The following is a 26,149-nucleotide window of genomic DNA, read 5'->3' on the forward strand; positions in this document are numbered from 1 at the left end:
CGTTCCCCCGCCGCGCCCCACACGCAGTGTCCGATCGATCCGTCTCGCAAAGGAATTCCCGCATGCCTTCAGAAGCCGGACTGCCCCGCAGAACCGTCCTGACAGCCCTCGGTGCCGCATCCCTGGCCGGGACCTTCGCTGCTTCCGCTCCCGCCCGGGCCGCCGAGCGCTCGGGCACGGCCGCGGACGCCACCGCCTCGGACCTGCCCGCCGCAACCGCACACTGGACCTTCGACGAGGGCTCCGGTACCTCCGCCGCCGACTCGTCCGGCAACGCTCACCCCGCCACGCTCCAGGGTGCGGCCGCCTGGGACACCGGCAAGGTCGGCGCCCACAGCCTGAGCCTCACGGCAGGCGGCAACGCCACCGCGTCCGGGCCCGTCCTCGACACCTCCAAGGCGTTCTCGGTGGCCGCCTGGGTCAACCTCACTCAGCTGGGCGGCTACCAGACCGCCGTCAGCATCGACGGCAAGGTGGTCAGCTCCTTCTACCTGGGGCTGCGCGACGACGTCGGCACCTTCGCCTTCGCCCGACTCGACTCGGACGCCGCCCAGAACGCCGCCGTGGCGGCCGCCGCCTCGGCCCCCACCACCGGCACCTGGACCCATCTGGTCGGCGTCAGCGACCCCTCGGCCGGTGTCACCCGCCTCTACGTCGACGGCGTGCTGGAAGGCGAAACCGCCTACACCGCGGGCTGGACCGGCACCGGCGACACGGCGATCGGCCGGGCGCTCTACGGCGGCGGGCAAGTCGACCAGTGGCAGGGCCTGATCGACGACGTGTGGATGTTCCCGGCCGCCCTCACCTCCGACCAGGTCGCGACGCTGGCCGGGGTGCCGGTGGAGACCACGACACCGCTGCTGAGCGTGGACGTCGCCAATCCCGCACACGCCGTGTCCCCGATCCTCCCCGGCCTGATGTTCGAGGACATCAACCACTCCGGCGAGGGCGGCATCTACGCCGAACTGGTGCAGAACCGCTCGATGATGGCCAGCGACACCACGCCCGTGCACTGGTCCGCCGTCGGCGGCACGACCCTGGCGCTCGACACCGCCACCCCCCTCAACGACGTCCTCAAGCGTTCCCTCAAGGTCGTACTGCCGAGCGGTACCGGGACCGGGAACCGGGCCGGGGTGGCCAACGACGGTTTCTGGGGCATACCCGTGCGCCCCCGAACCACCTACACCGCACGCTTCTTCGCCAAGGCATCGCGCCGCATCGGTCCCCTCACGGTGGCCATCGAGTCGGCGGACGGCACGACGGTGTACGCCTCCGCACGAGTGCCGCACATCGGCACCGCCTTCCCCGACCGCCCCTTCGAGCTGACCCTGCGCACCGGTTCAGGCGCCCCCGTGACCGGCGACGCGAGGCTGACCGTCACCACCGCCGACCCCGCCGCCGCGGGCGGGACCCTGTGGCTCCAGCACGTCTCGCTCTTCCCGCCCACCCACAACAACCGCCCCAACGGCCTGCGCACCGACCTGATGGACAAACTCATCGCCCTCAAGCCGAAGTTCCTGCGCTTCCCCGGCGGAAACTTCCTCGAGGGCAACACCATCGCGACGCGGTTCAACTGGAAGAACACCATCGGTCCGGTCTGGGAGCGCCCCGGCCACATGGACGACGCCTGGGGCTACTGGTCCACGGACGGGCTCGGACTCCTCGAATACCTGGAATGGGTCGAGGACATGCACGCCCAGCCGGTCCTCGCCGTCTTCGCCGGCTACACGCTGAAGGGTGAACACGTCACCGGCGACGCGCTCAAGCCGTACGTCCAGGACGCCCTCGACGAGATCGAATACGTCACCGGCCCCGTCACCAGCACCTGGGGCGCGAAACGGGCCGCCGACGGACACCCGAAGCCGTTCCCGCTGGAGTTCGTGGAGATCGGCAACGAGGACTGGTTCGATTCCTCGGGCTCCTACGACGCCCGATTCACGGCCTTCTACGACGCGATCAAGGCGAAGTACCCGCACCTGAAGCTGATCGCCACGACGACGGTGACGAGCCGCACGCCGGACCTGATCGACGAGCACTACTATCTCGCGCCGTCCGCCGCCCAGGCCTCCACCCACAAGTACGACAACCGGGACCGCAATTCGACGAAGGTCTTCGTCGGTGAGTGGGCCGCGCAGGAGGGCCGCCCCACCCCCGACCTCAACGCCGCGCTGGGCGACGCCGCTTGGCTGGCCGGACTGATCCGCAACTCGGACCAGGTCCTGATGGAGTGCTACGCGCCGCTGTTCTCCCACGTCAAGAACAACGTGTGGGCCACCAACCTCATCGCCTACGACAACCTCACCAGCTACGTGTCGCCCAGCTACTGGGCGCAGCAAATGCTGACAAGCCAACTGGGCAAAACGGTGCTGCCGGCCACCGCACGCGCGCTGCCCGGCCTCGCCACCGTGGCCACCCGCTCCGGCAACCGTCTCTACGTCGCGATCGTCAACTCCGGGACGGAGAAGGCGACCGTGCCGGTCGAACTGAAGGGCTTGGCGAAGGGTGTCAAGAAGAACGCCACCGCCACCGTCCTGACGGGCCCTTCACGCACGACCACCAACACCCTGGCCGACCCCAACACCCTCGTACCCAGCACCAGCACGGTCAAGGGCGCCGCGGCAACATTCACCAGCACCGTGCCGGCACTTTCCGTCACGGTCCTGGAACTCACCCTGACCTGACGCCTGCCGAATGCCACAACACACCCTGCTTGCCTGCTCGTTGCGGGCGGGCAGGGTGCAATCTCGCGTGCGGGAACGCGGCCCGCAGTCCTGGCGCACAGCAGGCCGAACAGCGCCCCGTGGTGCTCGGCGGCGGCCGGTCGGAATCCGCCGGCGGGGCCTCGATCGGCCCGGCCTGGGGGTCGGCATCCACGTCGCCCCCGGGCCAAGCCGGGGCGCATCCGCCCGGGGGGCAAATGTCAAGCATGCAGCTTGCCCACGAAGCCGGATTGTCGAAGAGGTACAAGCTCACGAAGCTTCGCGCCTTGCCAGGCTTCGCAGCCGGACCATCCGGATCACGCAGGGCAGAGGCCTCTTGCCGCAGGCCAGAACCCGTCGCCGCCAATCTCCACCCTCGGAGCCCATCGCTGCTTTCATGGCTACGCACGTAGCCGTGCGACCCCGTTTGAACCGGTGCGGTACGGGTTCTGACTAGGCCTCAGATTCCACAAAAGGAGCCCCTGACCGGCACTTTCACTGGCCAGGGGCTCTTGGCGACAGACGAGTCGGGCTGTACGCCGGGTTCTGTCGCCCGGTCGCCTCGCGGCGGCCGGGGAGACGGCCATCCATCTAGGACCGGCGTTGCCGCCGGCCTCGTGCGGTCTACCCGCGGACTCGGGCGGGCAGCCCTCGAACGTCCGCGCAGAAACACCGGGGTGTTTCCTTTTGACCTTGCTCCGGGTGGGGTTTACCTAGCTGCCCAGGTCGCCCTGGGCACTGGTGGTCTCTTACACCACCGTTTCACCCTTACCGGAGGCCGAAGCCTCCGGCGGTCTGTTTTCTGTGGCACTGTCCCGCGAGTCACCTCGGGTGGCCGTTAGCCACCACCCTGCCCTGTGGAGCCCGGACGTTCCTCGGGAAGCCTCCGTCAAGAGGACTCCACGCGGCCGTCCGCCCGGCTCGTCTGCCGTGTCGACCATGCTACCCGGCGTGTGCGTTCGACCGGACCGGAGCCGGAACCGGGTCCCGCCGTCGCCAGGACCGAGCCTGCCAGGATCAGGGTGAAGGCCGCCGCGATGCCCGCCGTCAGCTCCTCGCCCAGGAACAGGGCTCCCGCCGCCACCGCCACGGCCGGGTTGACGTAGGTGAAGACCGTCGCCCGGGTGGGTCCGACCTCCTTGATCAGTTCGAGGAACGCCACGAAGGCGAGCGCCGTGCAGATCGCGCCCAGGCCGATCAACGCCACCAGCACCGAGGTCGACGGCATCTCGGACGGCCAGGTCGCCGCGGACGCCGGCGCGTAGACCAGCGCCGCCAGTGCCAGGCAGGGCGCGGTGAGCTGGAGGGTCGGGACGTCCTTCAGCCAGCGGGCCGCGATCAGCGGTGCCGTCGCGTAGCCCAGGACCGTGAGCATGACCTCGCCCAGGGAGCGGGCGTCTCCGCCCGTCAGGTGCGGGACCGTCAGCACGCCCACCCCCACCAGGCCAAGGGCCAGCCCCGCCATGCGCCGTACGCCCAACTGCTCCGTGTCGCCGAAGAAGCGGGCCAGGACCACGCCCACGATCGGGACGCCCGCGATCAGCAGGCCGGCCGTGGAGCTGGACAGGTGCCGTTCGGCATCGGTGAGGGTGAACCAGGGGCCGATGATCTCTATGCACGCGAAGGCCAGCATCGGCAGCCAGTGGGTACGGATCGTGCGGAGCAGGCCGCCCTGCCGTATCGCGAAGGGAAGCAGCAGGACCGCGCCCAGGGCGCAGCGCGTGAACACCACCATGGACGGGGAGAGCGGGGCGTCCACCGCCACCTTGATCATCAGGTAGGGGATGCCCCAGACGACTCCCATCAGGGAGAACAGGAACCAGCCGCGTGCAGTCATGCAGAGACCATGCGCCCGCTCAGCGCCTGCCGTCTTGAACGCTGTTGCGGTACGCCGCAGGCGTCACCCCCAGTACCCGCCGGAACCAGCGGGTCAGATGCGCCTGGTCCGCGAAGCCGACGAGGGAGGCCACCTCCGCGGGGCGCAGGCCGGTGTCGAGGAGGCGGCGGGCCCTGGTCACGCGGTACTGGGCCAGCCAGGCGTACGGCGGCAGACCCATCGTCGTACGGAAGGCGCGGAGGAGTTGGTAGCGGGAGAGGCCCAGGTCGGCGGCGAGGGCTGCCAGGGAGGGGGGTTCCAGCAGTTCGTCGGCCAGGCGGTCTCGTACGACCGTGGCGATGCGGTCGGCTCCGGGGATCGCGTCCGTCGTCGGGCGGGCCGTGGAGTGGCGGCGGGCCAGGGCCGTGAGCAGCCAGGGGAGGCGGGACTCGGCCTCCAGGGGGTCGGGGCAGGTGTTGAGGTCGGTGTGGGTGCGCAGGATGGCGGCGGCCAGCTCCGGGTCGTCTATCAGCGGCTCGCGGAAGTGCGGGACGCCGTCGGAGAACGTGCCGTCCGTGAGGAGGGCGGGGGCGGCGTACAGGGCGCGGTAGGCGTAGCCGTCCGTCGCGTTGCCGGGGCCGCCCGTGTGTACCTCGCCGGGGGCCAGGACGACGATGGAGCCGGGGCCCGTGCGGATGTGGCCGCCGCGGTAGTCGATGACCTCGGAGCCGCCCACGCAGACGCCGACGGTGAACTCGTCGTGGGCGTGCGGGGCGTAGACGTGCTTGTCGAAGCGGGCGGTCAGCAGGTCGAGCGGGGGTCCGCAACGGCCCAGCCTCGCCCTTGTCCACAGTGCCTGCTCGGCCATGCGCCCATACCCCCTCGACCTCCTTGTGCCCTACGGGGAGTGGAACGCCTTCAGGCCTCTTTTCCATGCCGCGGCGAGGTCGGCGTCGTCCGGAAACCGTCCGTGGATCTCCAGGATCACCATGCCGTGCGCGAACGCCCACAGGGATCGGGCCGCGTCCACATCCCAGTCGCACGCCCGCATCAGCGGCATCGCGGCCCGGTCCTCCAGGCCGGGCGGGAGAGCGGCGCGCGGGAGGGGGCGCTCGGTGGCCAGGCAGTAGAGGTGGGGGTGGGCGAGGGCGTAGGTGCGGTACGCCTCCGCGAGGGCCGGGAGCGAAGCGGGCTCGCGTTCCTCCACCGCCTCCAGGGCCGCCGCCGATTCCTCCAGCATCTGCGCGATCAGCTCCACCTCGACGGCGTGCTTGTCGGGGAAGTGCTTGTAGAGGGAGGGCGCCTTGATGCCGAGGCGGTCGGCGAGCGCGCGCAGGGTGAGCGCGGCCGGCCCGGACTCCTCCAGGAGCGTCCGGGCGGCGGTCGCGATCTCGCGGGCGCGGGGGGTCAGGCGGTCGGTGGCGGGTCGGTCAGCCACGCTGGAAGCCCTCCTTCGTGCGCAGTCCGTAGCCGAAGGCGCGATCGTACGAGATGTGGGCGAGCCAGCCGCACAGGGCCGCGAAGGCGGGGGCCCAGGCGAAGACGGGCTGGACCGAGTACGCGACCGCCAGGGCCAGGGGGACGAGGGCCCGGTGCATCGCGTTGTAGTACGGCACCGCGCGCGGAGCCAGCTGTCCCTTCGCCATACGGGGCGCCTCGTCCAGGGCGACCAGGAAGGTCAGGTCCGGCAGGACGAAGAAGACGAGGGCGAGGCCACCGGCGAGCCACCCGTGGTTGACGGCTTCCAGGATCGCGAAGGCGGACCAGAACAGGGCGTTCGCGAGCCAGGCCGTGCGGCGGAGGAGGGATCGGGCGGAGCGGTGGGCGGTGGTGGTGGTCGTGACCGTACTCATGGCTGCCTCCTGTTGCGGAAGAGAGTGACCGACGGAGTGGCTAACACCGTTAGCCCCCTCTGGACATGACCGTACGGCTAACAGTGTTAGCCGTCAAGGGGTGCCGAGCGCTCCCGCACGCGATCGCGGCGACGATCACGCAGGCGATTACGCAGGCGTGAAGCGTACGGTCGCCGTTCCCGGGTCGGCCTGCGTGAGCCGGACCCGCAGGCGTTCGCCCAGGGGCAGGTGGTCACCCTCGATCCGGCCGATGATCGCCGGAGACTCCAACTGGACCTTCCCGACCGCGAGTTGACGGTCCGCGGGTCGACGGTCCGCGGGTTGACGGCCCGTGGGTTGGTGCTCCCCGACCTCCACCACGTATCCGTCGAAGACCTCGCCCACCCGGTCCTTGAGCAGCGCCGCCTCCACGATGTCCACGCACGCGCGTTCCACCGTGCCCGCGAGCCGGCTGCCGTCGGCCATCTCCTTCGGCAACACGTCCAGCGCGGCGAGCACCCAGTCCGGCGGGGGCTCTCCGGCCACGGCCGCGAGGCAGATCTCGGACGCGTACCGGTCGGCGAGCCGCCTCAACGGCGCCGTGCAGTGGGCGTAGGGGGCGGCGACCGCGGCGTGCGTGGTGATCGGCGGAAGGGCCCCGTCCCGGAAGACGGTGTAGCCCGCCCCGCGCAGCAGAGTCGTGCACTCCTGGAGGAAGGCCGCGTGGTGCGGTCGGTGCGGGTCGAGGGAACGGATCAACTGGGCGTACGAGACATGGTGCGGCCACTCGATGTGCAGCGCGTGCGCGGTACGACGCAGGCGGCCGACGGCGCCGTCCGGGGCGGCCGGGAGGGTGCGCAGCACGCCCGTGCCGCCCGCCAGCATCAGATCCGCGGCCGCCATCCCGGTCAGCAGGGAGATCTGCGCGTTCCAGCCCTCGGCGGGCAGCGGTGCCCGGTAGCCGAGCTGGTACGCGTGGTCGCGCTCGACGATCGCCTGCTCGGGCACGTTCAGTGAGATCCCGCCCCGCTCCACCTCCAGCCGCTGCCGCGCCTGCCCGATCTCGGCCAGCAGGGCGAGCGGCTCCTCGGCCGTCTTCTGGTCGATCTGCCGCTGTACGCCGGTGTAGTCGAGCTTGGCCCGGCTGCGGACGAGGGCGCGGCGGACGTCGACGGCGCCGGTGCGGCCTTCCGCGTCGAGGTCGATCGTCCAGAGCACGGCCGGGCGGACCTGGTCCGGGAGGAGGCTGGCGGCGCCCTCACTCAGCGGCGCGGGATGCAGCGGGATCTTCTCGTCCGGGAAGTACAGCGTGGCCACCCGCCGGTGGGCCTCCGCGTCCAGCGCCGCTCCCGGCGCGACGAAGGCGGCGACGTCCGCGATGGCGTAACGGACGCGGTAGCCGGTGCTGCCCCGCCGGGACAGGTGCATCGCCTGGTCGAGGTCGGTCGACGTCGGCGGGTCGATGGTGAAGAGGGGGATGTCCGTGGCGTCGTACGACGGAAGGGCGGGGGCCTTCGCGGCCCGTTCGGCCTCGGCGAGCACCTCGGGCGGAAAGCTCTCCGGGACGCCGAGTTCGGTACGCAGTGCGATGAGGGCGGCCCGGAGGGGGGCTTCGGGGGCGCCGGTCACGCGGATGTGGCGGCGGGGCATGTAGCGAGCGTAGGGCCGTGGCCGCCTCGGGGCACGCCGTACGCTGTCGCAGAGCTCAAACAGAAGGAGATCTTCCGTGCTGGTCCTGCTGCCTCCCTCCGAAGGCAAGGCAACCTCCGGCCGTGGTGCCCCGCTGAAGCTGGAGTCGCTGTCCCTGCCCGGACTGACCCCCGCCCGTGAGGCCGTGCTCGGCGAGCTGGTCGACCTGTGTGCCGGGGACGAGGAGAAGGCGCGGGAGGTGCTCGGGCTGAGCGAGGGGCTGCGGGGCGAGGTGGCGAAGAACGCCGGGCTGCCGACGGCCGGGGCCCGGCCCGCGGGGGAGATCTACACGGGTGTGCTGTACGACAACCTCGACCTGGCTTCCCTGGACGCTGCCGCGAAGAGGCGTGCCGCCCGGTCCTTGCTCGTCTTCTCCGGGCTGTGGGGCGCGGTCCGGGTGACCGACAGGATCCCCTCGTATCGCTGCTCGATGGGTGTGAGGCTGCCCGGACTCGGGGCGCTGGGCTCCCATTGGCGGACGGCGATGTCGGACACGCTGCCCGAGGCCGCCGGGGACGGGCTGGTACTGGATCTGCGCTCCTCCGCGTATACGGCCGCGTGGAAGCCGAAGGGCGAGGTCGCCGGGCGGACCGCGAGCGTACGGGTGCTGCACGCGCCGACCCGCAAGGTCGTCAGCCACTTCAACAAGGCGACCAAGGGGCGGATCGTACGGAGTCTGCTGACGGCGGGCGCGGCGCCCAAGGGGCCGGGCGCGTTGGTGGAGGTGCTGCGGGACCTCGGGTACGTGGTGGAGGTGGAGCCACCGAAGGGCGCGGGCAAGGCGTGGACGCTGGATGTGCTGGTGGACGAGGTCCACTGAGACCTGCCTCTGCTGAGGCGTCCACTACTGAGGCGTCCGCTGGCGCCCATGCCCAGGCGCCCTGCCATTGCAGCGTGCGCAACGAGCTTTGCGCATGCTGCGACGCCTCGGCAGTATGGCGCCATGCCCACCTCGCTGCTGGATCTCGCCCCCGTCGTGCCCGTCGTCGTCCTCGATGACGCCGCCGACGCCGTACCGCTCGCGCGGGCGCTGGTCGCCGGTGGGCTGCCGGCCATCGAGGTGACGTTGCGGACGCCGGTCGCGCTGGAGGCGATCCGCGCGATCGCCGGTGCGGTGCCGGACGCGGTGGTCGGGGCGGGCACCGTGATCACACCGGAGCAGGTGAAGGAGTCGGTGGCCGCCGGGGCGCGCTTCCTGGTCAGCCCGGGCTGGACGGACGTGCTCGTGGAAGCGATGCGGGCGTCCGGGGTGCCGTTCCTGCCGGGGGTGTCGACCACCTCGGAAGTGGTGGCTCTGCTGGAGCGCGGGGTGCGGGAGATGAAGTTCTTCCCGGCGCAGGCGGCGGGCGGGACGGCGTATCTGAAGTCCCTCGCGGGGCCCCTGCCGCAGGCGCGGTTCTGTCCGACGGGCGGCATCGGTGCCGCGAACGCGCCCGAGTACCTCAGGCTGCCCAACGTCGGCTGTGTGGGCGGAACCTGGATGATTCCCGCGGACGCCGTCGCCGCCAAGGACTGGGGGCGGGTCGAGATGCTGGCGCGAGAGGCGGCTCAGCTCGGGCCGGGCGGCTGACCTGCTCCGCGCCCCGGCACGGTCAGCGCAGGTGAGAGGTGTCGTTGAAGAGTCGTACGCTCGCGTTGCCGTCCGTGTAGTAGGCCACCGCCGAGAGGGAGGCGGCCGAGAGTTCCATGCGGAACAGGGACTCGGGCGGGGCGCCCAGGGCGAGGCGTACGAACGTCTTGATCGGGGTGACGTGGGTGACGAGGAGAACCGTGCGGCCCTTGTACGCCGCCACCAGCTTGTCCCGCGCCACCGCGATCCGGGTCGCGGTCGCCGCGAAGCTCTCGCCCCCGCCGGTCGGCCGGGCCTCCGGGTCGGCCAGCCAGGCGTTCATGTCGTCGGGGTAGCGCTCGCGGACCTCGCCGAACGTGAGCCCCTCCCAGGCGCCGAAGTCCGTCTCGCGCAGCCCGTCGTCGACGCTCACCTCCAGGCCGAGACGTGCGGCGACGATGCCCGCGGTCTCGCGGGTACGGGCGAGGGGCGACGCGACGATCGCCTCGATCGTGCCGCGCCGGGCCAGCGCGGCCCCGACCCGCTCGGCCTGCTCCCGGCCGACGTCCGACAGGGACGGATCGGTACCGCCACTCCCCGAGAACCGCTTCTGCGGAGTCAGCGGGGTCTCACCGTGCCGCAGGAGGACGAAGGTCGCGGGCGCCCCCATGTCGGCGGGAGCCCAGCCGGGACTGGCAACGGTGCGCGCGGCCCGGACGTCGGCGTCAGCCTTCGCCCCGGCACTGCCTGCCTCCCCCCTGTCCTCCACCGCACCGCTGCGGTCGGAGGGGACGGCGGAGACGTCAGCGGCAGGGCGTGCCTCTGCCAGCGCCGCGCGTGCTCTCGCCGCGCCCGCCGCCGCGTCGCCCGGCGGGCCGGACGGCTCCGGGGCCGCGAGCCGCGCGGCGCGTGCGTCCAGCTCTGCCGTGGACACCGACGGCGACCACTGCTCGCCGCGCTTGCCCGCGTCCATCGCCTCGTTCGCGAGCCGGTCCGCGTGCTTGTTCCGCTCGCGCGGGATCCACTCGTACGTCACCTGCTCCGGCGGGAAGACGCGGGCCGCCTCCGTCGCCAGCGGCTTCATGTCGGGGTGCTTGATCTTCCAGCGGCCCGACATCTGCTCGACGACCAGCTTGGAGTCCATGCGGACGTGCACCTTGGCCGACGGGTCCAGGTCACGGGCGGCCCGCAGGCCCGCCAGCAGCCCCCGGTACTCGGCGACGTTGTTCGTGGCGACGCCGATGTACTCGGCCGCCTCCACCAGCGTCTCCCCCGTCGCCGCGTCGATCACGACGGATCCGTAGCCCGCGGGCCCCGGATTTCCCCGTGAACCGCCGTCCGCCTCGACGATGAACTCCCGCACGGCACAAGCCCCTTACAGTCGCCCTGGCGATCGCCCAGGCCGTCGCCCGGGCCATCGCCCTTGCCGTCGCTCCTACAGACCGGACTCGGCCGTACGCACCAGGATGCGACGGCAGTTCTCGCAGCGCACCACGGTGTCGGGGGCGGCCGAGCGGATCTCGTTGATGTCGGTGATCGCCAGCTCCTGACGGCAGCCCTGGCAGGTGCGCTGGTACAGCTTGGCCGCGCCGATGCCGCCCTGCTGCTCGCGCAGCTTGTCGTAGAGCTTGAGCAGGTCCGCGGGGATGGTGCCCGCGATGACCTCGCGCTCCTTCGTCACCGTGGCCACCTCGCCGTCGATCTCCTCGAACGCGGCGTCGCGGCGCGCACTCGCGTCGTCGATCTTCGACTGGACGGAGGAGACCCGCTCGGTGAGTTCGGTGACCCGCTCCTGCACGGACTCGATGCGCTCCATGACCTCCAGGACGACGTCCTCGAGGTCGCCCTGCCGCTTGGCGAGGGAGGTGATCTCGCGCTGGAGGTTCTCCAGGTCCTTCGGGGAGGTCGCGGCACCGGAGTCCAGGCGCTGCTGGTCGCGGGCGGCGCGCTGGCGCACCTGGTCCACGTCCTGCTCGGCCTTGGTCTGCTCGCGGGCGGTGTCGCTCGCCTCGGTCTGTGCGGCCACCAGCAGGTCGCGCAGCTGGTTGTGGTCCTTGGTCAGCGACTCGATCTCGGCGTGCTCGGGCAGCGACTTCCGCCGGTGGGCGAGCTGCTGCAGCCGGACGTCGAGTGCCTGGACGTCGAGGAGTCGGATCTGGTCGGCGGGCGCGGCGTTCAGTTGGGGGCTCCTGCGGTTGCGTCAGAGGAGGCCGCATGGGCCGTCCAGGGGTCGGTGACCGTCTTGGACACATGGACCCTGAGGTCCCATCCGTGCCGGTCGGAGATCTCGTCGAGCTGGGTTGCGGCCAGCTCGCACCAGGGCCACTCGGTGGCCCAGTGCGCCGCGTCGAGCAGCGCGAGGGGGCTTTGGGCGGTGGCCTCGGAGGCCGGGTGGTGGCGCAGGTCCGCGGTGAGGAAGGCGTCCACCCCGGCCGCGCGGACCTGGTCGAAGAGGCTGTCGCCGGAGCCGCCGCTGACGGCGACCGTACGGACCGTCGCCTCCGGGTCGCCGGCGACGCGGATGCCCTGCGCGGTGGCGGGCAGCCGCTCGGCGGCACGGGCCGCGAACTCCTTCAGGGACAGCGGGTGGTCCAGTTCGCAGACGCGGCCGAGGCCCCGGCGGCCGGACGGATCGGTGGCGTCCGGCACCAGGGGCCCGACGATGCGCAGGTCCAGCGCGCCGGCCAGCGCGTCGCTGACGCCCGGGTCGGCCGTGTCCGCGTTCGTGTGGGCGACGTGCAGCGCGATGTCGTTCTTGATCAGGGTGTGCACGACGCGGCCCTTGAAGTGGCCGGCCGCGACCGTCGTCGTACCGCGAAGGTAGAGCGGGTGGTGGGTGACGAGCAGGTCGGCGCCCAGCTTCACCGACTCGTCGACGATCTCCTGGACCGGGTCGACGGCGAACAGGACCCGGGTGACCTCCTGGGCGGGGTCGCCCACGACGGTGCCGACCGCGTCCCAGGACTCGGCCCGCTCGGCGGGCCACAGGTTCTCCAGCGCGGCGATGACTTCAGACAGACGGGGCACGGTCAAAAGGCTACCTGGCTGATCTGTGCCGCTGAACCGATGTCCCGGTCCCGGCACCACGATCCCGGTCGCAACGAACGGAACGGTGCCGGAACCCGGCCGCACCCCCGGCCCCCGTCAGCACACCGGCCCCCGTTTCCTCAGGCGAATCGTTCCTTGGCCACCCTTATGTGTGAAGCAGGAGCCTCGTGGTCCCACGTGTGTGCGTGCGAAAACTAGCTTCGTCGCCGGAGGTGACCAGACCATGACGGCGTGTGCGATCGAGCCCGAGGCTGCCCCCGAGGACGGCGCCCCGCAATCGGGCTGCACCATCACCGCGGACGGCGCCTACGCCGCCCGGCTCGCCCTGGACGGCGACTCCTGGTTCCCGGAGCGCTGGACACTGGACGGCCCCGAGCCGTACGCCGTGTCGCTGCCCGGCAACCAACCCGAGGAGCCCGGCACCGAGGTGCAGCCGATGGGCGACGGGCGGGTGCTCATCCGCCGGCCGATGGACGGGCGGCATGTCTTCTCGCTGCTCTACCCGACGGGGCCCGGCACCGGCGAGGTGCTGATCGGCGCGGTCGAGTGCCCGGACGAGGACACCCGGCTGCGGCTGCTGCCTCCCGCGCCGGGCGGCGAGCAGGCGTACGCCCTGGCCGTGGGCCGGCACACCAGCACGGTGTGGCTGGTGGCGGGCGGCGCCTTCGGGCCCGAGCACGTGGCGGAGGTCCCGGGGCGCTGCTCGGGCGGGGTGTGGCTGGATCATGCGGGGCGGATGCTGGCGCTGGACCGTGAGATCGGCGGCCGGACCAAGGCGGTCGTGGTCGACCTGGAGCGGGCCGGCGAGGTCTCGCCCCTTCTGCAGATCGCCGAGGCCAGCGACGACCGGCTGCTGCTCGCCGACCCGGACAGCGGCCTGCTGCTGATCCGCTCGGACGCGCCGTCGCCGGGCGAGGACCGGCTGGGCTGGGGGGTGCTGGGCAGCACGCTGCCGGTGCGTTTCCCGGAGTGCCTGCGCCTGCCCGACTGTGCCGTCACGCCCTTCGCCATCCAGCCGGGGCAGGTGCTGATGCCGGAGAGCTGCGGGGTGGCGCTTCGGGTCGACGGGCCCGTCGGCAGCTGGGTGGGGCTGTGGCGACCGGACCGGCGGCGGCTGCACCATCTCCCGGCGCCTGAGGGGTGGTTGGCGGGCGCCGGGCTGTGGACCAGGGACGGGGTGCTCCAACTGCCGTACGCCACGGTCGAGATGCCGTGCGGCGTGGCACGGATGATGGCGCCCCCGGGGGAGACGGGGGAATCGGGGGAGATGGGGGAATCGGGGGATGCAGGGGGATCAGGGGGCGCGGGGGGATCAGGGGGCGCAGGGCCGGAGGATCCGGTCCGGGATGGTGCGACCGCCCCGGCGGCGGACGGGAGTTCGTCCCCGTCGCCGGGCACGCGGTCCCCGTCCGTATCGGATCCTCCGGAGCCTGTCGCGCCGCGTCCCGTGCCGTTGCAGCAGGCGCCCTTGGGACGTCTTGTAACGAAATAGTGCCGATGGGCGTGGCCGTCTGGATTCGAACAGAGGGCAGCCGGTTAAACTCGCCCGGCTGTTAGAAAGATCATGTTAACGGGGTGAATCCTTCCGATGAGCGACGCACGCACCATGCAGCTGTCCGCCGAGACCCGGGAAGACGCAGGCCACGGCCGGCACCGGGGTCCGGTTTCGGTCCAAGACGGTGACTCGGCCCCTCGCGGCCGCCACCGCAGGCCGGACGAGGACGCCGAGGCGGCTGCCTGACGGTTACACGGTTACGCACGGAAGGGCCTCGCACGTCGACCGACGTGCGAGGCCCTTCCGTCTCTCTACCCGCGCCGGAGCCCCAGCACCTCCGCCGCCGCGAACGTCTCCCCCGCCGGCCGCTCCGCGTAGTGCGGGGTGAGCAGGGCGTCGAGTTCGTCGTAGGTGAAGGTGTCCTGCTTGCTGTCGAACTTGGCCTGCACACTGGGCCGTTCGATGATCGCCACCATGCCGCCGTGTACGACGAGCAACTGCCCGTTGACGCGAGCGGCGGCGGGTGAGGCCAGATAGCCCACGAGCGGGGCGACGTGTTCGGGGGCGAGCGGGTCGAGCCCCTCCGTGGGCTGCTCGAAGCCGGCGAAGACGTCCTCGGTCATCCGGGTGCGGGCGCGCGGGCAGATGGCGTTGGCCGTGACGCCGTACTTGCCCAGGGCGAGGGCGGAGGAGGTGGTCAGGCCGACGATTCCGCCTTTCGCCGCCGCGTAGTTGGGCTGCCCGGCGGAGCCCGCCAGGAACGCCTCCGACGACGTGTTCACGATCCGCCCGAACACCGGCCCGCCCACCGCCTTGGACCGCTCGCGCCAGTGCGCGGCCGCGAAGTGGGTCGTGTTGAAGTGGCCCTTGAGGTGGACGCGGATCACCGAGTCCCACTCGCCCTCGGTCATGGAGAAGACCATGCGGTCGCGCAGGATGCCCGCGTTGTTGACCAGGATGTCCAGTTTGCCGAACTCGCTGATCGCCGACTCGACCAGTTCGCGGGCCTGTTGGAAGTCGGCCACGTCCCCGGTGTGGGCGAGCGCCCTGCCGCCCGCCGCGCGTATCTCGGCGGCGACCTGCCCGGCGGGGCCGCCGGAGGCCTCCCCCGAGCCGTCCCGGCCCGGCTGCCCGAAGTCGTTGACGACGACGGCGGCGCCGAGCCGGGCGAGTTCCAGCGCCTCGGCACGGCCCAGGCCCCGGCCCGCGCCGGTGACGATGGCCGACAGTCCCTCAAGTGGCAGTGACATGCGTATCCTTGGAGTCGTCAGATCTCGATGCACGTACGAAGCGCCGTGCCCGTCCGCATCTGGTCCAGTGCCTCGTTGATCTCGCTCAGCGGCACCCGGTGGGTGATCAGGCCCTCCAGGTCGATGCGGCCCGCCCGCCACAGGGCGATGGTGCGCTCGTAGGAGCGCAGGACGTCGCCGCCGCCGTACATCGAGGGCAGGATCCGCTTCTCGTCGAAGAACAGCTCGAACATGTTGAGCTGCAGGAAGTCGTCCATGGCGCCCGCGCCGACGACGACGAGCGTGCCGCCGCGCCGGGTGTTCTCGTACGCCGTCCGGGCCGTGGCCGACCTGCCGACGACCTCGAAGACGTAGTCGAAGCCCTCGCCGCCGGTGACCTGTTGCCTGGCGTCGGCCAGCTCGTCCGGCGAGACCGCCTTCGTGGCACCGAACCTGAGGGCGGACTCGCGGCGCGAGGCGACCGGGTCGACGGCGACGATCTCGGCGGCGCCCTTGAGCCGCGCGCCCTGGATCGCGGAGATGCCGACGCCGCCGCAGCCGATGACGGCGACCGACGAACCGGCCTCCACGTCGGCGGTGTTGAGGGCGGCACCCAGGCCCGTGGTCACCCCGCAGCCGATCAGCGCGGCGATGTCGAAGGGCACGTCGTCCGGTATCGGCACGGCGCAGCCCGCGTCGACGACGACCTCCTCGGCGAAGGTGCCGGTGCCCGCGAAGCCGAACACGTCGGCAGGGGTGCCGCCGGGGCGCCTGAAGTTGGGGGTGCCCGCGTTCATGAACCCGGCCAGACACAGCTCCGTCTGCCCGCGCCGGCAGGCCGGACAGGCACCGCAGGCCGGCAGCCAGCACACGACCACCCGGTCGCCTGGCTTCACACCCCGTACGCCGTCCCCGACTTCGACGATCTCGCCCGCGCCCTCGTGTCCGGGCACGAACGGCGCCGGCTGCGGCAGCACCCCGCTCATCGCCGACAGGTCCGAGTGGCACAGCCCGGTGGCCCGCACCCGGATCCTCACCTTGCCGGGCCCGAAGCCTGTCGCCTCGACGTCGTCGAAGACCTCCAGCTTGTCCTGGCCGATCTCGTGCAGTACGGCTGCGCGCATGGTGCGGCTCCCCTCAACTGCCTGCTTCAGCTACTTGTTTCGGCTACCTGCTTCAGCTGCCCGTTTCAACTGCCTGCTTCGACTGCGTGCTTCGGCTGCATGCTTCAACTGCCCGTCGGATCACGAGTGTTCGACGATGGTGTCGGCGAGGACGGGCGCGTCGTCCCGCTCCGCCGCGCTCACGGCGACCCTGGTGGACTCCGGTGTGTGCCACATGCGGATGCGCAGGGTCTCCCCCGGATACACGACGCCCGCGAACCGGGTGGTGTACGAGCGCACCCGGGTCACGTCGCCGCCGAGCAGCGTGTCGACGACCGCCTTGAGCGTCATGCCGTAGGTGCACAGTCCGTGCAGGATGGGCCGTTCGAACCCGGCGACCTTGGCGAAGTCGGGGTCGGCGTGCAGCGGGTTCCAGTCGCCGGAGAGGCGGTAGAGCAGGGCCTGGTCCTCGCGGATCGGGCGCTCGACGGTGCGGTCGGGGGCGCCGGTGGGCGGGTCGAGGCGAGCGGACGGGCCGCGGTCGCCACCCCAGCCGCCCTCTCCGCGGACGAAGATCTGCGCGTCGCTGGTCCACAGCGGGCCGTCGGCGTCGGCGGCCTCGGTGCGCATGACCAGGACGGCCGCCTTGCCCTTGTCGTACACGGCGGCGATGCGGCCGGTGGCGGTGGCCGTACCCGCGACGGGGATCGGGCGGTGCAGGGTCAGCGACTGGCCGCCGTGCAGGACGCGGGCCAGGTCGACGTCGATACCGGGCATGGACAGGCTGCTGATCACGCCGGGTGAGCCGGAGCCCGCGACGGTGGCGAAGCTCGGCAGCACGTGCAGCCGGGACTCCAGGGTGTAGCGCAGCTCGTCGGGGTCTGTGGCGGGGCTGCGTTTGTCGGGATTCGCGGCCGCCCCGACGCCGAGGTGGTAGAGCAGGACGTCCTTGCGGTCCCAGGTGATCTCGCCGGAACGTGGCTCGGCGGCGACGGCCTGCGCTGCGTCGATGGGCATACGGCTCCTGTACATGGGCGGCATGAAGACCCCGGTGCGGCCGTCCGCACCGTCGGCCGCACCGAGGTCGCTACGGGGCCGACCTAGAACGCGTTCCAGTCCGGCGACCTCTGTATAGCCCAGCGCCCGTCACTTGTGAAGGCTCCTGACGGAGTGTCAGCTCGCTGTGCCGTAGCGGTCGCCCCGTGACATTTGTCCTGCCGGAGTCCGTACAGGCGGATCTGCCGGACGGCCGCCCCCTCTCCGTAGCGTCGCCGTCATGACGAACACGACTGGAACGGGAGCCGGGGCGGAGCCCGCGGTGTCCTTCACGGGGGCGGTCAAGAACTTCGGCTCCGTACGCGCCGTCGACGGCGTCGACCTGGCCATCGCGCCCGGCGAGACCGTCGCCCTGCTGGGCCGCAACGGAGCCGGCAAGTCGACGACGATCTCGCTGCTGCTCGGCCTGAACGAACCCGACGAGGGCACGGTCCGCCTCTTCGGCGCTCCCCCGGAGCGGTCGGTGCGCGCCGGGCGGGTCGGCGCGATGCTGCAGGAGGGACGGGCGGTGCCCAGGGTGACCGTGCAGGAGCTGGTCTCCTTCGTGGCCCGCCGCTACCCGGCCCCGATGCCCGTCGCGCGGGCGCTGCGACTGGCCGGGATCTCCGAGCTGGCGGGGCGGCGCGTGGACCGGCTGTCCGGCGGTCAGACGCAGCGTGTGCGGTTCGCCGTCGCGCTCGCCGGGAACCCCTCGGTGATCGTCCTGGACGAGCCCACCGCGGCCCTGGACGTGGAGGCGCGGCAGGCCTTCTGGACCTCGATGCGGTCCTACGCCCGTCTCGGCCACACCGTTCTGTTCTCCACGCACCACCTGGAGGAGGCGGACGCGCACGCCGACCGGATCCTCGTCATCGACGGGGGCCGGATCGTCGCGGACGGCACCGGTGAGCAGCTCAAGCGGTCGGTGGGCGGCAGCCTGGTCGCCTTCGACCTCGCGGGACGCTCCACCGAGGGCCTGGAGCTGCTGCCCGGCGTACGGTCGGTGGAGGTGCGCGGGGACCGGGCCCGACTGCGCAGCGACGACCCGGACGCGACGGTGGTCGCGCTGGCGGAGCTGCACGCGATACGCGGCCTGGAGGTCGTCCCGGCGTCGCTCGACGACGCGTTCCTGGCCCTCACCGCACGTGTCGAGGAGGCGGCGTGATGCTGGACTATCTGCGGCTCGAAGTGCGCCGGACCCTGCGCGACGCCGGTTTCGTCGTCGGCGGGATCGCGATGCCGGTGCTGATGTATCTGCTGTTCACCAACCTCGGCGCGGACGACGGCAGTTGGAAGACCGGCGCGATGGTCGGCATGGCCGGTTACGGCGCCGTCGGCTCCGCCCTGAACACCGGCGGCGGGGTCGCCGAGGACCGGGCGATCGGCTGGCTGCGGCAGCTGCGGGTGACGCCGATGACCCCGCGCCAGGTCGTCGTCGGCCGGGCCCTGACCGGCTCGGTGACGGTGCTGCCGGCCATCCTCGCCGTCCTCGCGGCGGGCGGCCTGGTCAACGGCGTACGCCTGGACGTCTGGCAGTGGGCGGCGATCGCCGTGCTGCTGTGGCTGGGCTCGGTACCCTTCACCCTGCTGGGCCTGGGCAACGGCTACCGGCTGACCGGGCAGACCACGGGCGTGGCGAACATGGCGTGCAACCTGGGTCTGGCGGTGCTGGGCGGCCTGTGGTTCCCGGTCACCCTCTTCCCGGGCTGGCTGAGCACCCTGTCCGCGTACACCCCGACGTACCGGTTCGCCCAGCTCGGCACCTCGGTCGCCGACGGGCACGCCCCGGCGCTCGGCGCGGTCACGGTCCTCACCCTCTGGCTGCTGGCCTTCGGTTCGTACGCTGTGCTGTCGTACCGACGGTCCGGCCGGACCGTCTGAACGGGGAGCGAGATCATGTCCTGGATGCGAGGAGTCACCTGTCAGGTGGGCCGGTGGCGGGCGGCCCGGGCGCAGTGGCGCGCGGAGATGGAGCGGTTCAAGGCCGCTCAGAAGGAGGCGCGCAGGACGGGCGGGAAGATGCCGGAGAACCCTGGTCCTCCGCCGACGGGCTTCGCGCTGCTGCCGTGGCTGCTGATGGGGATGGGTGCCTTCTCCAACCTCTTCCAGGGCAAGACGCCCAATCCCTGGATCGGTGGCGTGGGTCTGTTCGCCTTCAACTCCCTCTACATCTATGTGACGTTCCGCTCCTTCGTGAAGGAGAAGCGCGAGGCGGACGCGACCCGGGTGGCGCTCGCCGCGATGGCCGTGATCACCTGCGGACTGGCCATCGGGTACGGCGGCAGCTGGCTGTACTTCTTCCCGCTGCTGGGCCTGGCCACCGGTGCGGTCGTGCGAGGCCCGTGGCTGGGCAAGGTCGGCCTCGGGCTGACGGCGCTCGCGGCGGCGGTCTCCGTGTTCCGGGCGGGCTGGGACGCGGTGAACGTCGCGTACGGCACGTTCCTTTCGACGATGGTGACCGCGGCGATCCTGTCCCTCTCCGAGGCCGTACGGGAGCTGCGCGCGGCCCGGGAGGAACTGGCCCGGCGGGCGGTCGAGGAGGAGCGGCTGCGCTTCTCCCGCGATCTGCACGACCTGCTCGGGCACACCCTGTCGGTGATCGTGGTGAAGTCGGAGGCGGCCCGGCGGCTGGCCTCGCGGAACCTGGACGCCGCGCTCACCCAGATCACCGACATCGAGTCGGTCGGCCGCCAGGCGCTCACGGAGATCCGCGAGGCCGTGACCGGCTACCGCGAGGGCAGCCTCGCCACCGAACTGGACCGGGCCCGCTCGGCGCTGTCCGCGGCGGCCGTCGAACCGGTGGTGGTCCGCTCGGGCACACCGCTGGCGCCGCAGACCGAGGCGCTGCTGGGCTGGGTGGTGCGGGAGGCGGTCACCAACGTCGTGCGGCACGCCTGCGCCACACGCTGCGAGATCACCGTGGACAGCACACCCGAGCACGTCCGCCTCACGATCGCCGACAACGGGTCCGGCGAGCCGGTCCCCTCGTCGACGCCGCCCTTGCCGGGCATCGGCGGCACCGGCCTGAAGGGGCTGACCGAACGCCTCGCGGCGGCCGGCGGCTCCCTGCGGGCCGGCCCGTCGCCGCGAGGCGGTTTCACGGTGACCGCCGAACTACCGGTGGAGCCCAGCGGCCTGGCGGACGCCGCTCTGCTTACGGTGCCCAGGGCTGGCTGACCACCCAGCTCACGTCGTCCGCCCAGGACGTGGCGCTGTCCCAGGTGTTGGAGCCGCCGTTGCTCGCCACGTAGACGTTGAGGTTGTAGTGGCGGATGAACTTGGCCGGGTAGTTGTACGACGCGAACGAGGTGCCCGTGCCGCTCTTGCCGGTCGTCGGGCAGAAGGTCGCGTCGGATCTGAACTGCGCGGTGCCGTCCATGGGTTGCCGCTGGAGTCGGTAGTTGTAGTGCCGCAGGAAGTCACCGGGGTAGTTGCGTGACTCGAAGGAGACGCAGGAGCTGCCGGCCAGGCCCCGGCGGACGATCCAGGTGGCGTCGCTCTTGTCGAGCGCCGAACTGCTCGACGTGATCGGCGAGACGACCCCCGCGTCGTTCTGGTGGCGTATGTAGTCGGTGGTGCAGCACGAGGTCGTCGCGCGCAGCGAGATCTCCGAACCGGGGTTCAGCGAACCGGTGGAGCCGGTCGAGCCGCCGTATCCGACGGAGACGATGTTGGCCTGCACCGAGTTGTCGGCGGCGTCCGTCGGGATGCCCGAGGTCATGACGCCCTCGAAGAAGGACCCGATGGAGCCGTTGCTGTTGTCGCCGCCCGTGCCGAGGACGATCGCGCCCTCCTGATGCATCGGCGAGTAGCCGCTCGTGGTGGGCTCACCGCCGGAATAGGTGGTGGTGAGGCTGCCCGACTGGGAATTTCCGTATTTCAGCGCGAAATGGTCCTGACCGTTGTTTTTCAGCAAAGCGGTCACGAACGGCATCGCCCCGGTGCCGGTGTTCGACGTGTTCTTGCTGTAGCCGGCGTCCGACTGGAACAGGCCGTTCTCCAGGTCTGCCTGCACCCATGGGCCGCCGCCGTAGCAGGGCGAGAACCAGCACTCGGTGCCGAAGTTGATCGCGTCCATGTGGCCGTTGCCGGTGTCCTTGTTGTTCGTCTCGGCGTTGCCGTAGTCGAAGCAGCACCTGCCGTTGACATGGGTACCGGAGGTGACCATGTACATCCCCTCCGCCTGCCCGTTCACGGCGACACCGGAGGTGGAGTTGTCCCGGTAGCCCATGCCTGCCGAGATCTCCAGGCCGTAGACCTGGTGGCCGCCGACGGTCACCGGCAGGGCGTCGGCGGGTGCGCCGACATCGGCCGCACCTGCCCCGCCGGCCCCTTCGACGGTCAGGTCGTTGTGGCGCGAGGACTGGTCGTAGATCTTGGTGATGATGCAGGTGGTGCCGGAGCAGAAGGAGTCCTGGGCCGCCGCGTTGGCGTACCCGCCGGCGGCCAGCAGCCCGATGTTCGCCGTGGCGCTGTCGGAGGCTCGCTGCACCTGGTACAGCGAGCCGCTGTACGAGGAGTAGAGCGCCCTGACGAGGCTGTGCGCGGCGACGCAGGGGGTGCCCGCGGCGGCGTAGATGTCGCAGGGCAGCGAACTCGCGGCGGCGGCCTGCGGGACACCGACGGCGAGCGCGAGGACGGTGACGAGCGCCGAGAGCGCGGCCAGGGTCGCGGTTCTGAGTCTTGAGAACAAGGCTGACCTCTTTCACTGTCCGATATCCCGAACGTCGTTCGACCAAAATGCCGAACGTATTTCACCGATCGAAATACCGAACAATTGCGGGCGGAAGAACAGGCACAGCAATTGCAAAGGTGAACTCCCAATGCAGAGGCGATTGTTGGCCCGGACCCGGAGGCCGTCAAGACTCGCGGAACGGAACAATGACAAGTCTTTAGACGGGTTTCTCGTCGAGCCCCGGGCGCGCCCCGCGCCCTACCCTTGAGCCGTGAACGAGATGCCCCGGGACCACCGGCCGACGAAGTGTGTGAGGGTCCTGCTCGCCGAGGACCAGGGAATGATGCGGGGCGCGCTCGCCCTGCTGCTCGGCCTGGAGGAGGACCTGGAGGTCGTCGCCCAGGTCGGGACGGGCGACGCGATCGTGGACGCCGCGCTGACCCACCGGCCGGACGTGGCCCTGCTGGACATCGAACTGCCGAACATGAGCGGCCTGGACGCGGCGGCCGAGCTGCGCGAACAGGCTCCGGACTGCCGGGTGTTGATCCTCACCACCTTCGGGCGGCCCGGCTATCTGCGCCGCGCCATGGAGGCGGGCGCGGCGGGCTTCCTGGTGAAGGACGGTCCGGTGGAGGAACTGGCCGCCGCGATCCGCCGGGTGCTGACCGGCGAGACCGTGATCGACCCGGCGCTCGCCGCCGCCGCACTCAGCGCCGGGCCGAGCCCGCTCACCGCCCGCGAGTGCGACGTCCTCAAGGCGTCCGTGGACGGCGCGACGGTCGCCGACATCGCCGCCAAGCTGCATCTGTCCGAGTCGACGGTCCGCAACTACCTCTCGTCCGCGATCGGCAAGACGGGCACCCGCAACCGCATGGAGGCGATGCGGGAGGCCCGGCAGCAGGGGTGGCTGTGACCGTCACCCCAACTTCGTCACGAACACCGACTTGGAGCCCGTGCCCTTCGGCGCCAGGCACACGAACCAGTTGTCCGGGGACCCCTCGGCCGGGCGGATGCCCTGCTCCTGAAGCGCGGCCGCGGCTTCCCCCGAAAGCCTGCGGAGCTTGGTACGAGTGCCGTCCTGCCAGGTGCAGGTGACCTCCTGAGCGGACTTGGCAACCCGGCCGATCACCAGGCGCACGGGTCCCCCGGAGGCGGGCTGCAACCGGGTCGAGCCGGATTCCAGGTCCGTGTCCGCCTCCCTGCTCCCCTTGGGGAGCGTGCTGTAAATCACCAGCGACCGCTGGTCCCCGTAGCTCCTGTGCACGAAGTAGGCGCTCTTGCCGATCAGGTCGGAGGCCTTGCGGATGTCCCCGGGGAATTCCCCGTACTCGGTCATGGCCGCCAACTGGGTCTGCGCCTCCGCCGCATTGCGCGGTGCGCCCCACACGTTGATCCAGACGTCCCAGTCCTTGCCGTCCTCGGTACCCCTCGCCAGCGTCGTCGACTGCGGCTCGCCGAGCCTCGGCGCCGCGGTCGTCGGCGGGTGGGTGGCCACCTGCGCTCCGCGATGCCCGTCCCCGTCACCCGGCAGCCCCGCAAGCGCCAGCGTCCCCGTCGTCCCGACGATCGCCAGCGCCGCCGCCGTCGCCACCGCCCAGCGACGGGCCCTGCGACGCCGGCCACCGCGGATCACCGCCTGGGTGGGGGCTATACCGATCTCGACCCCGTCCGCGGCTTCGGCGAGCAGGAGGGCGATGTCGGTGTTCGTCATGTCGTGGTTCGTCTCCCGGTCCGCGCTCATCACTTACGCCCTCCCCCGCTCGTCACCATGTCCGCCAGTCCCGGTATGGCGCGGAGTTTCGCGATCCCCTTGGCCGCGTTGCTCTTCACCGCGCCGACGGAGCAGCCCATCGCCTCCGCCGTCTGTGTCTCCGTGAGGTCCTCCCAGTACCGCAGGACCACCGCCTCCCGCTGCCGCACGGGCAGTTGGGCGAGCGCCGTCAGCAGAACGCCCCGGTCGTCGGCCTGGGCGATGCGGTCACCGGAGTCGGCGATCTCGCGCGCCAGGCCCGAGTCGTCCTTCGGCGCCAGGAACTCCCGTAGTTTTCTGCGGTGCTTGCGCGCATGCGCGTTGATCATCACGCGCCGTACATACGCCTCCGGGTCGTCCGCCGAGCCGACCCGGCGCCAGGCCACGTAGACCTGTTCGAGCGTCGACTGGACGAGGTCCTCCGCGGCGTGCTGCTCCCCCGTGAGGAGAAATGCCGTGCGCATCAGCCGAGGCCAGCGGCCGATGACAAAGCTCTGGAACTCCGTGTCCCGAGCCTCCTTGCGTTCCCCCATGGGCACCTCCTAGATGTCTTAAGGAGTCCATGGGCAGCCCGGACCGTTGCCTCACCCCGCCGAGATCTTCGGCGACCTCACTCCGCCGAGATTTTCCGCGGCCTCACTTCGCGGAGGTTCTGCGGGGCAGCCACACCAGCATCAGCACCGCCCCCGCGAGCAGCACCCCGGTGCCCGTCCGGAAGACCAGCGCGTACCCCTCCGTGAGCGCCCCCGGAGCATCGCTCCCGGCCGACCGCGTCGCCGCGATGGTCGACATCACCGCGAGCCCCAGTGAACCGCCCATCGTGCGCGAGGTGTTGACCAGCCCCGAGACCAGTCCGGCCTCTCCGGGAGCCGCCCCCGCCGTGGCGAGCGCGGCGAGCGGGGTCGCCGTCAGGCCGGCCCCCAGCATCATCAGGATCCCCGGGATCATGATCTCCGTCGGGTAGGCGCCCTCCGGCGTCATCATCGACTGCCAGCCGAAGCCGGCCGCCGCCACGACCGTCCCGAGCACGGCCACCTTGCGCGCGCCGAACACCGGCATGAACCGGGGCGCCGCCTTCGAACCGACGAGCACCGCCAGCGAGCTCGGCACCAGCGCCAGCCCGGCCTCCAGCGGCGTGTAGCCGAGTACGTTCTGCGCGTACAGCGTCATGAAGAACCACATGCAGAACATCGCGGAGCCGCACAGGAACATCGCCGCGTTCGCCGACGACACGGCCCGTACCCGGAACAGCCCGAGCGGCATGAGCGGGACCGCCGTACGCGACTCGACGAGCAGGAAGAGCGCGATCAGCGCGAGCCCCGCGGCCAGCGGCACGAGCGTGGCCGCCGCCGTCCACCCCTCCGCCTCCGTCTGCGAGATCCCGTACGCGAGGGTCGCGAGCCCTGCCGTCACCAGTACCGCGCCCGGCAGATCGAGCCTGCGCCCGTTCCCGTTCCGGCTCTCCGCCAGCCATCGCGTCGCGCCGGCCAGCACGACCGCCCCGATCGGCACGTTGATCAGCAGTACCCACCGCCAGGACAGGCCGTCCACCAGCGCCCCGCCGACCAGCCCGCCCGCCGCTCCGCCACCGGCACCCACCGCGGTCCAGGTCGCTATGGCCCGCGCCCGCGCGGCCCCCTCCGGGACCGCCGAGGTGAGGATCGTCAGCGTCGACGGCGCGAGCACGGCCGCCCCCAGCCCCTGCACGGCCCGCGCCACCAGCAGCTGACCGCCCTCCTGTGCCAGGCCGCCGCCGAACGAGGCCAGCGTGAACAGGGCGAGCCCCACCAGGAACATCCGCTTGCGCCCGTACAGGTCCCCGGCCCGCCCACCGAGCAGCATGAAACCGGCGAAGGCGATCGCGTACGCGTTCACCACCCACTGCAGTCCCTGCGGGCTCAGCCCCAGGTCGGCCCGCATCGACGGCAACGCCACATTGACGACCGACACATCGAGCACGACCAGGAACTGTCCGGCGCAGGCGAGCGCCACGACCAGCCACGTGGGCGGCGCGGTACGGCGGGACGAGGTCCGGGTGACGTCAGCGGCTTCCAGCATGCCTGTCATGCTCTCAACCCGCTTACGCCCCTTGCATCGGGATTTCGCCCGACCCGGTCCTCGGTCTCACGACCAGCACCGCCCGCCAGTCAGCCAGCCAGGCAGCCAGGCAGCCACCTGACGGTTGATCAGATACCCATGGCTCGGTCAAGAATTCATTAGAGACCCGAA

22 protein-coding genes, 1 other RNA gene and 1 pseudogene are annotated in these 26,149 nt (G+C 71.4%); 8 read left to right on the forward strand and 16 right to left on the reverse strand.

All coding sequences use genetic code 11. The features are described from left to right. The first annotated feature begins 62 nt into the window (after positions 1-62). Positions 63-2,681 carry a LamG-like jellyroll fold domain-containing protein gene (locus tag OG870_RS13755; protein WP_266513349.1) on the forward strand — a complete coding sequence of 873 codons (2,619 nt, stop codon included), beginning with the start codon at positions 63-65 and terminating at the stop codon, positions 2,679-2,681. A 537-nt stretch (positions 2,682-3,218) separates the two neighbouring features. Here OG870_RS13755 and rnpB read toward each other — a convergent pair. From rnpB to OG870_RS13790, 6 genes and pseudogenes are all read right to left on the reverse strand, one after another. Continuing rightward, an RNA gene (gene rnpB, locus OG870_RS13760) (RNase P RNA component class A) lies at positions 3,219-3,623 on the reverse strand. Between the two features lie 130 nt (positions 3,624-3,753). Further along, a pseudogene (locus OG870_RS48155) lies at positions 3,754-4,536 on the reverse strand (DMT family transporter); the annotation flags it as partial. 19 nt (positions 4,537-4,555) lie between these two features. Further along, positions 4,556-5,383, reverse strand: a complete 828-nt coding sequence (locus tag OG870_RS13775; RefSeq protein WP_266840648.1) for an AraC family transcriptional regulator — start codon at positions 5,381-5,383, stop codon at positions 4,556-4,558. 30 nt (positions 5,384-5,413) lie between these two features. Beyond that, complete coding sequence (locus OG870_RS13780; protein ID WP_327690919.1) at positions 5,414-5,953, reverse strand: TetR/AcrR family transcriptional regulator; 540 nt, start codon at positions 5,951-5,953, stop codon at positions 5,414-5,416. Beyond that, a complete protein-coding gene (locus OG870_RS13785; RefSeq protein WP_327690920.1) occupies positions 5,946-6,368 on the reverse strand; it encodes a DUF4260 family protein in 423 nt (140 codons plus the stop codon). Before OG870_RS13785 ends, OG870_RS13780 begins: the two co-directional genes overlap by 8 nt. A 147-nt stretch (positions 6,369-6,515) precedes the next feature. After that, positions 6,516-7,997, reverse strand: a complete 1,482-nt coding sequence (locus OG870_RS13790; protein WP_266585053.1) for an RNB domain-containing ribonuclease — start codon at positions 7,995-7,997, stop codon at positions 6,516-6,518. Between the two features lie 76 nt (positions 7,998-8,073). On the opposite strand from OG870_RS13790, the gene yaaA reads away from it, so the two are divergent. Together yaaA and eda are read left to right on the forward strand one after the other, a co-directional pair. Continuing rightward, the gene (gene yaaA, locus OG870_RS13795) at positions 8,074-8,856 is read left to right on the forward strand and encodes a peroxide stress protein YaaA (RefSeq protein ID WP_266585051.1); all 783 of its coding nucleotides are present in this window, start codon (positions 8,074-8,076) and stop codon (positions 8,854-8,856) included. A 123-nt stretch (positions 8,857-8,979) separates the two neighbouring features. Next, on the forward strand, positions 8,980-9,606 hold the full coding sequence (gene eda / locus OG870_RS13800) for a bifunctional 4-hydroxy-2-oxoglutarate aldolase/2-dehydro-3-deoxy-phosphogluconate aldolase (protein ID WP_266513369.1): 627 nt from the start codon (positions 8,980-8,982) through the stop codon (positions 9,604-9,606). A 22-nt stretch (positions 9,607-9,628) separates the two neighbouring features. On the opposite strand, the gene OG870_RS13805 is transcribed toward eda, so the two are convergent. The 3 genes from OG870_RS13805 to OG870_RS13815 form a co-directional block, all read right to left on the reverse strand. Then, positions 9,629-10,948 (reverse strand): bifunctional RNase H/acid phosphatase, encoded by a 1,320-nt coding sequence (locus OG870_RS13805; protein ID WP_266585049.1) that lies wholly within the window; start codon positions 10,946-10,948, stop codon positions 9,629-9,631. A gap of 72 nt (positions 10,949-11,020) precedes the next feature. Beyond that, on the reverse strand, positions 11,021-11,764 hold the full coding sequence (locus OG870_RS13810) for a zinc ribbon domain-containing protein (RefSeq protein WP_323178434.1): 744 nt from the start codon (positions 11,762-11,764) through the stop codon (positions 11,021-11,023). Beyond that, positions 11,761-12,612 carry a Nif3-like dinuclear metal center hexameric protein gene (locus OG870_RS13815; RefSeq protein WP_266585047.1) on the reverse strand — a complete coding sequence of 284 codons (852 nt, stop codon included), beginning with the start codon at positions 12,610-12,612 and terminating at the stop codon, positions 11,761-11,763. The genes OG870_RS13810 and OG870_RS13815 overlap by 4 nt, the downstream gene beginning before the upstream one ends. Positions 12,613-12,856: 244 nt before the next feature. Here OG870_RS13815 and OG870_RS13820 point away from each other — a divergent pair, with 244 nt between their 5' ends. Next, positions 12,857-14,125 (forward strand): hypothetical protein, encoded by a 1,269-nt coding sequence (locus OG870_RS13820; protein ID WP_266585045.1) that lies wholly within the window; start codon positions 12,857-12,859, stop codon positions 14,123-14,125. A 314-nt stretch (positions 14,126-14,439) separates the two neighbouring features. On the opposite strand, the gene OG870_RS13825 is transcribed toward OG870_RS13820, so the two are convergent. From OG870_RS13825 to OG870_RS13835, 3 genes are all read right to left on the reverse strand, one after another. Continuing rightward, on the reverse strand, positions 14,440-15,378 hold the full coding sequence (locus OG870_RS13825; RefSeq protein WP_266585043.1) for a 3-oxoacyl-ACP reductase: 939 nt from the start codon (positions 15,376-15,378) through the stop codon (positions 14,440-14,442). 17 nt (positions 15,379-15,395) lie between these two features. Continuing rightward, complete coding sequence (locus OG870_RS13830) at positions 15,396-16,481, reverse strand: Zn-dependent alcohol dehydrogenase (RefSeq protein ID WP_266585041.1); 1,086 nt, start codon at positions 16,479-16,481, stop codon at positions 15,396-15,398. A gap of 120 nt (positions 16,482-16,601) precedes the next feature. Then, positions 16,602-17,477 (reverse strand): MaoC/PaaZ C-terminal domain-containing protein, encoded by an 876-nt coding sequence (locus OG870_RS13835; RefSeq protein WP_266923903.1) that lies wholly within the window; start codon positions 17,475-17,477, stop codon positions 16,602-16,604. Positions 17,478-17,736: 259 nt separating this feature from the next. Here OG870_RS13835 and OG870_RS13840 point away from each other — a divergent pair, with 259 nt between their 5' ends. The 3 genes from OG870_RS13840 to OG870_RS13850 are packed head-to-tail and all read left to right on the forward strand — an operon-like array spanning position 17,737 to position 20,672. Continuing rightward, positions 17,737-18,660 carry an ABC transporter ATP-binding protein gene (locus OG870_RS13840; RefSeq protein ID WP_266513392.1) on the forward strand — a complete coding sequence of 308 codons (924 nt, stop codon included), beginning with the start codon at positions 17,737-17,739 and terminating at the stop codon, positions 18,658-18,660. Beyond that, on the forward strand, positions 18,660-19,376 hold the full coding sequence (locus OG870_RS13845; RefSeq protein WP_266520219.1) for an ABC transporter permease: 717 nt from the start codon (positions 18,660-18,662) through the stop codon (positions 19,374-19,376). Before OG870_RS13840 ends, OG870_RS13845 begins: the two co-directional genes overlap by 1 nt. Positions 19,377-19,391: 15 nt before the next feature. Then, the gene (locus OG870_RS13850) at positions 19,392-20,672 is read left to right on the forward strand and encodes a sensor histidine kinase (protein ID WP_266513394.1); all 1,281 of its coding nucleotides are present in this window, start codon (positions 19,392-19,394) and stop codon (positions 20,670-20,672) included. On the opposite strand, the gene OG870_RS13855 is transcribed toward OG870_RS13850, so the two are convergent. Further along, positions 20,650-22,188, reverse strand: coding sequence for an alpha-L-arabinofuranosidase B (locus tag OG870_RS13855; RefSeq protein ID WP_266585037.1), 1,539 nt, complete (start codon positions 22,186-22,188; stop codon positions 20,650-20,652). The genes OG870_RS13850 and OG870_RS13855 overlap by 23 nt on opposite strands. A 262-nt stretch (positions 22,189-22,450) precedes the next feature. Between OG870_RS13855 and OG870_RS13860 the strand changes: the two genes are divergently transcribed. Beyond that, positions 22,451-23,083 (forward strand): response regulator transcription factor, encoded by a 633-nt coding sequence (locus OG870_RS13860; RefSeq protein WP_266588465.1) that lies wholly within the window; start codon positions 22,451-22,453, stop codon positions 23,081-23,083. Between the two features lie 3 nt (positions 23,084-23,086). On the opposite strand, the gene OG870_RS13865 is transcribed toward OG870_RS13860, so the two are convergent. The 3 genes from OG870_RS13865 to OG870_RS13875 all read right to left on the reverse strand — a co-directional run bounded on the left by OG870_RS13865 (position 23,087) and on the right by OG870_RS13875 (position 25,987). Continuing rightward, positions 23,087-23,911: a hypothetical protein gene (locus OG870_RS13865; RefSeq protein WP_327690921.1), complete on the reverse strand. Its 825-nt coding sequence runs from the start codon at positions 23,909-23,911 to the stop codon at positions 23,087-23,089. Next, complete coding sequence (locus OG870_RS13870) at positions 23,911-24,453, reverse strand: SigE family RNA polymerase sigma factor (protein ID WP_266513401.1); 543 nt, start codon at positions 24,451-24,453, stop codon at positions 23,911-23,913. The genes OG870_RS13865 and OG870_RS13870 overlap by 1 nt, the downstream gene beginning before the upstream one ends. Before the next feature lie 103 nt (positions 24,454-24,556). Next, entirely contained in the window at positions 24,557-25,987 is a 1,431-nt protein-coding gene (locus tag OG870_RS13875; RefSeq protein WP_327690922.1) for an MFS transporter, read from the reverse strand. Positions 25,988-26,149 lie beyond the last annotated feature (162 nt).

It is taken from the genome of Streptomyces sp. NBC_00461, from assembly GCF_036013935.1.
Taxonomy (GTDB): Bacteria; Actinomycetota; Actinomycetes; order Streptomycetales; family Streptomycetaceae; genus Streptomyces.

Bases quoted from the DNA above. Each gene is read 5' to 3' on its own strand.
- OG870_RS13755 (WP_266513349.1), top strand. From the start codon at position 63: ATGCCTTCAGAAGCCGGACTGCCCCGCAGAACCGTCCTGACAGCCCTC.
- OG870_RS13775 (WP_266840648.1), bottom strand. From the start codon at position 5,383: ATGGCCGAGCAGGCACTGTGGACAAGGGCGAGGCTGGGCCGTTGCGGA.
- OG870_RS13785 (WP_327690920.1), bottom strand. From the start codon at position 6,368: ATGAGTACGGTCACGACCACCACCACCGCCCACCGCTCCGCCCGATCC.
- OG870_RS13790 (WP_266585053.1), bottom strand. From the start codon at position 7,997: ATGCCCCGCCGCCACATCCGCGTGACCGGCGCCCCCGAAGCCCCCCTC.
- eda (WP_266513369.1), top strand. From the start codon at position 8,980: ATGCCCACCTCGCTGCTGGATCTCGCCCCCGTCGTGCCCGTCGTCGTC.
- OG870_RS13820 (WP_266585045.1), top strand. From the start codon at position 12,857: ATGACGGCGTGTGCGATCGAGCCCGAGGCTGCCCCCGAGGACGGCGCC.
- OG870_RS13825 (WP_266585043.1), bottom strand. From the start codon at position 15,378: ATGTCACTGCCACTTGAGGGACTGTCGGCCATCGTCACCGGCGCGGGC.
- OG870_RS13830 (WP_266585041.1), bottom strand. From the start codon at position 16,481: ATGCGCGCAGCCGTACTGCACGAGATCGGCCAGGACAAGCTGGAGGTC.
- OG870_RS13835 (WP_266923903.1), bottom strand. From the start codon at position 17,477: ATGCCCATCGACGCAGCGCAGGCCGTCGCCGCCGAGCCACGTTCCGGC.
- OG870_RS13840 (WP_266513392.1), top strand. From the start codon at position 17,737: ATGACGAACACGACTGGAACGGGAGCCGGGGCGGAGCCCGCGGTGTCC.
- OG870_RS13845 (WP_266520219.1), top strand. From the start codon at position 18,660: ATGCTGGACTATCTGCGGCTCGAAGTGCGCCGGACCCTGCGCGACGCC.
- OG870_RS13850 (WP_266513394.1), top strand. From the start codon at position 19,392: ATGTCCTGGATGCGAGGAGTCACCTGTCAGGTGGGCCGGTGGCGGGCG.
- OG870_RS13860 (WP_266588465.1), top strand. From the start codon at position 22,451: ATGCCCCGGGACCACCGGCCGACGAAGTGTGTGAGGGTCCTGCTCGCC.
- OG870_RS13865 (WP_327690921.1), bottom strand. From the start codon at position 23,911: ATGAGCGCGGACCGGGAGACGAACCACGACATGACGAACACCGACATC.
- OG870_RS13870 (WP_266513401.1), bottom strand. From the start codon at position 24,453: ATGGGGGAACGCAAGGAGGCTCGGGACACGGAGTTCCAGAGCTTTGTC.
- OG870_RS13875 (WP_327690922.1), bottom strand. From the start codon at position 25,987: ATGACAGGCATGCTGGAAGCCGCTGACGTCACCCGGACCTCGTCCCGC.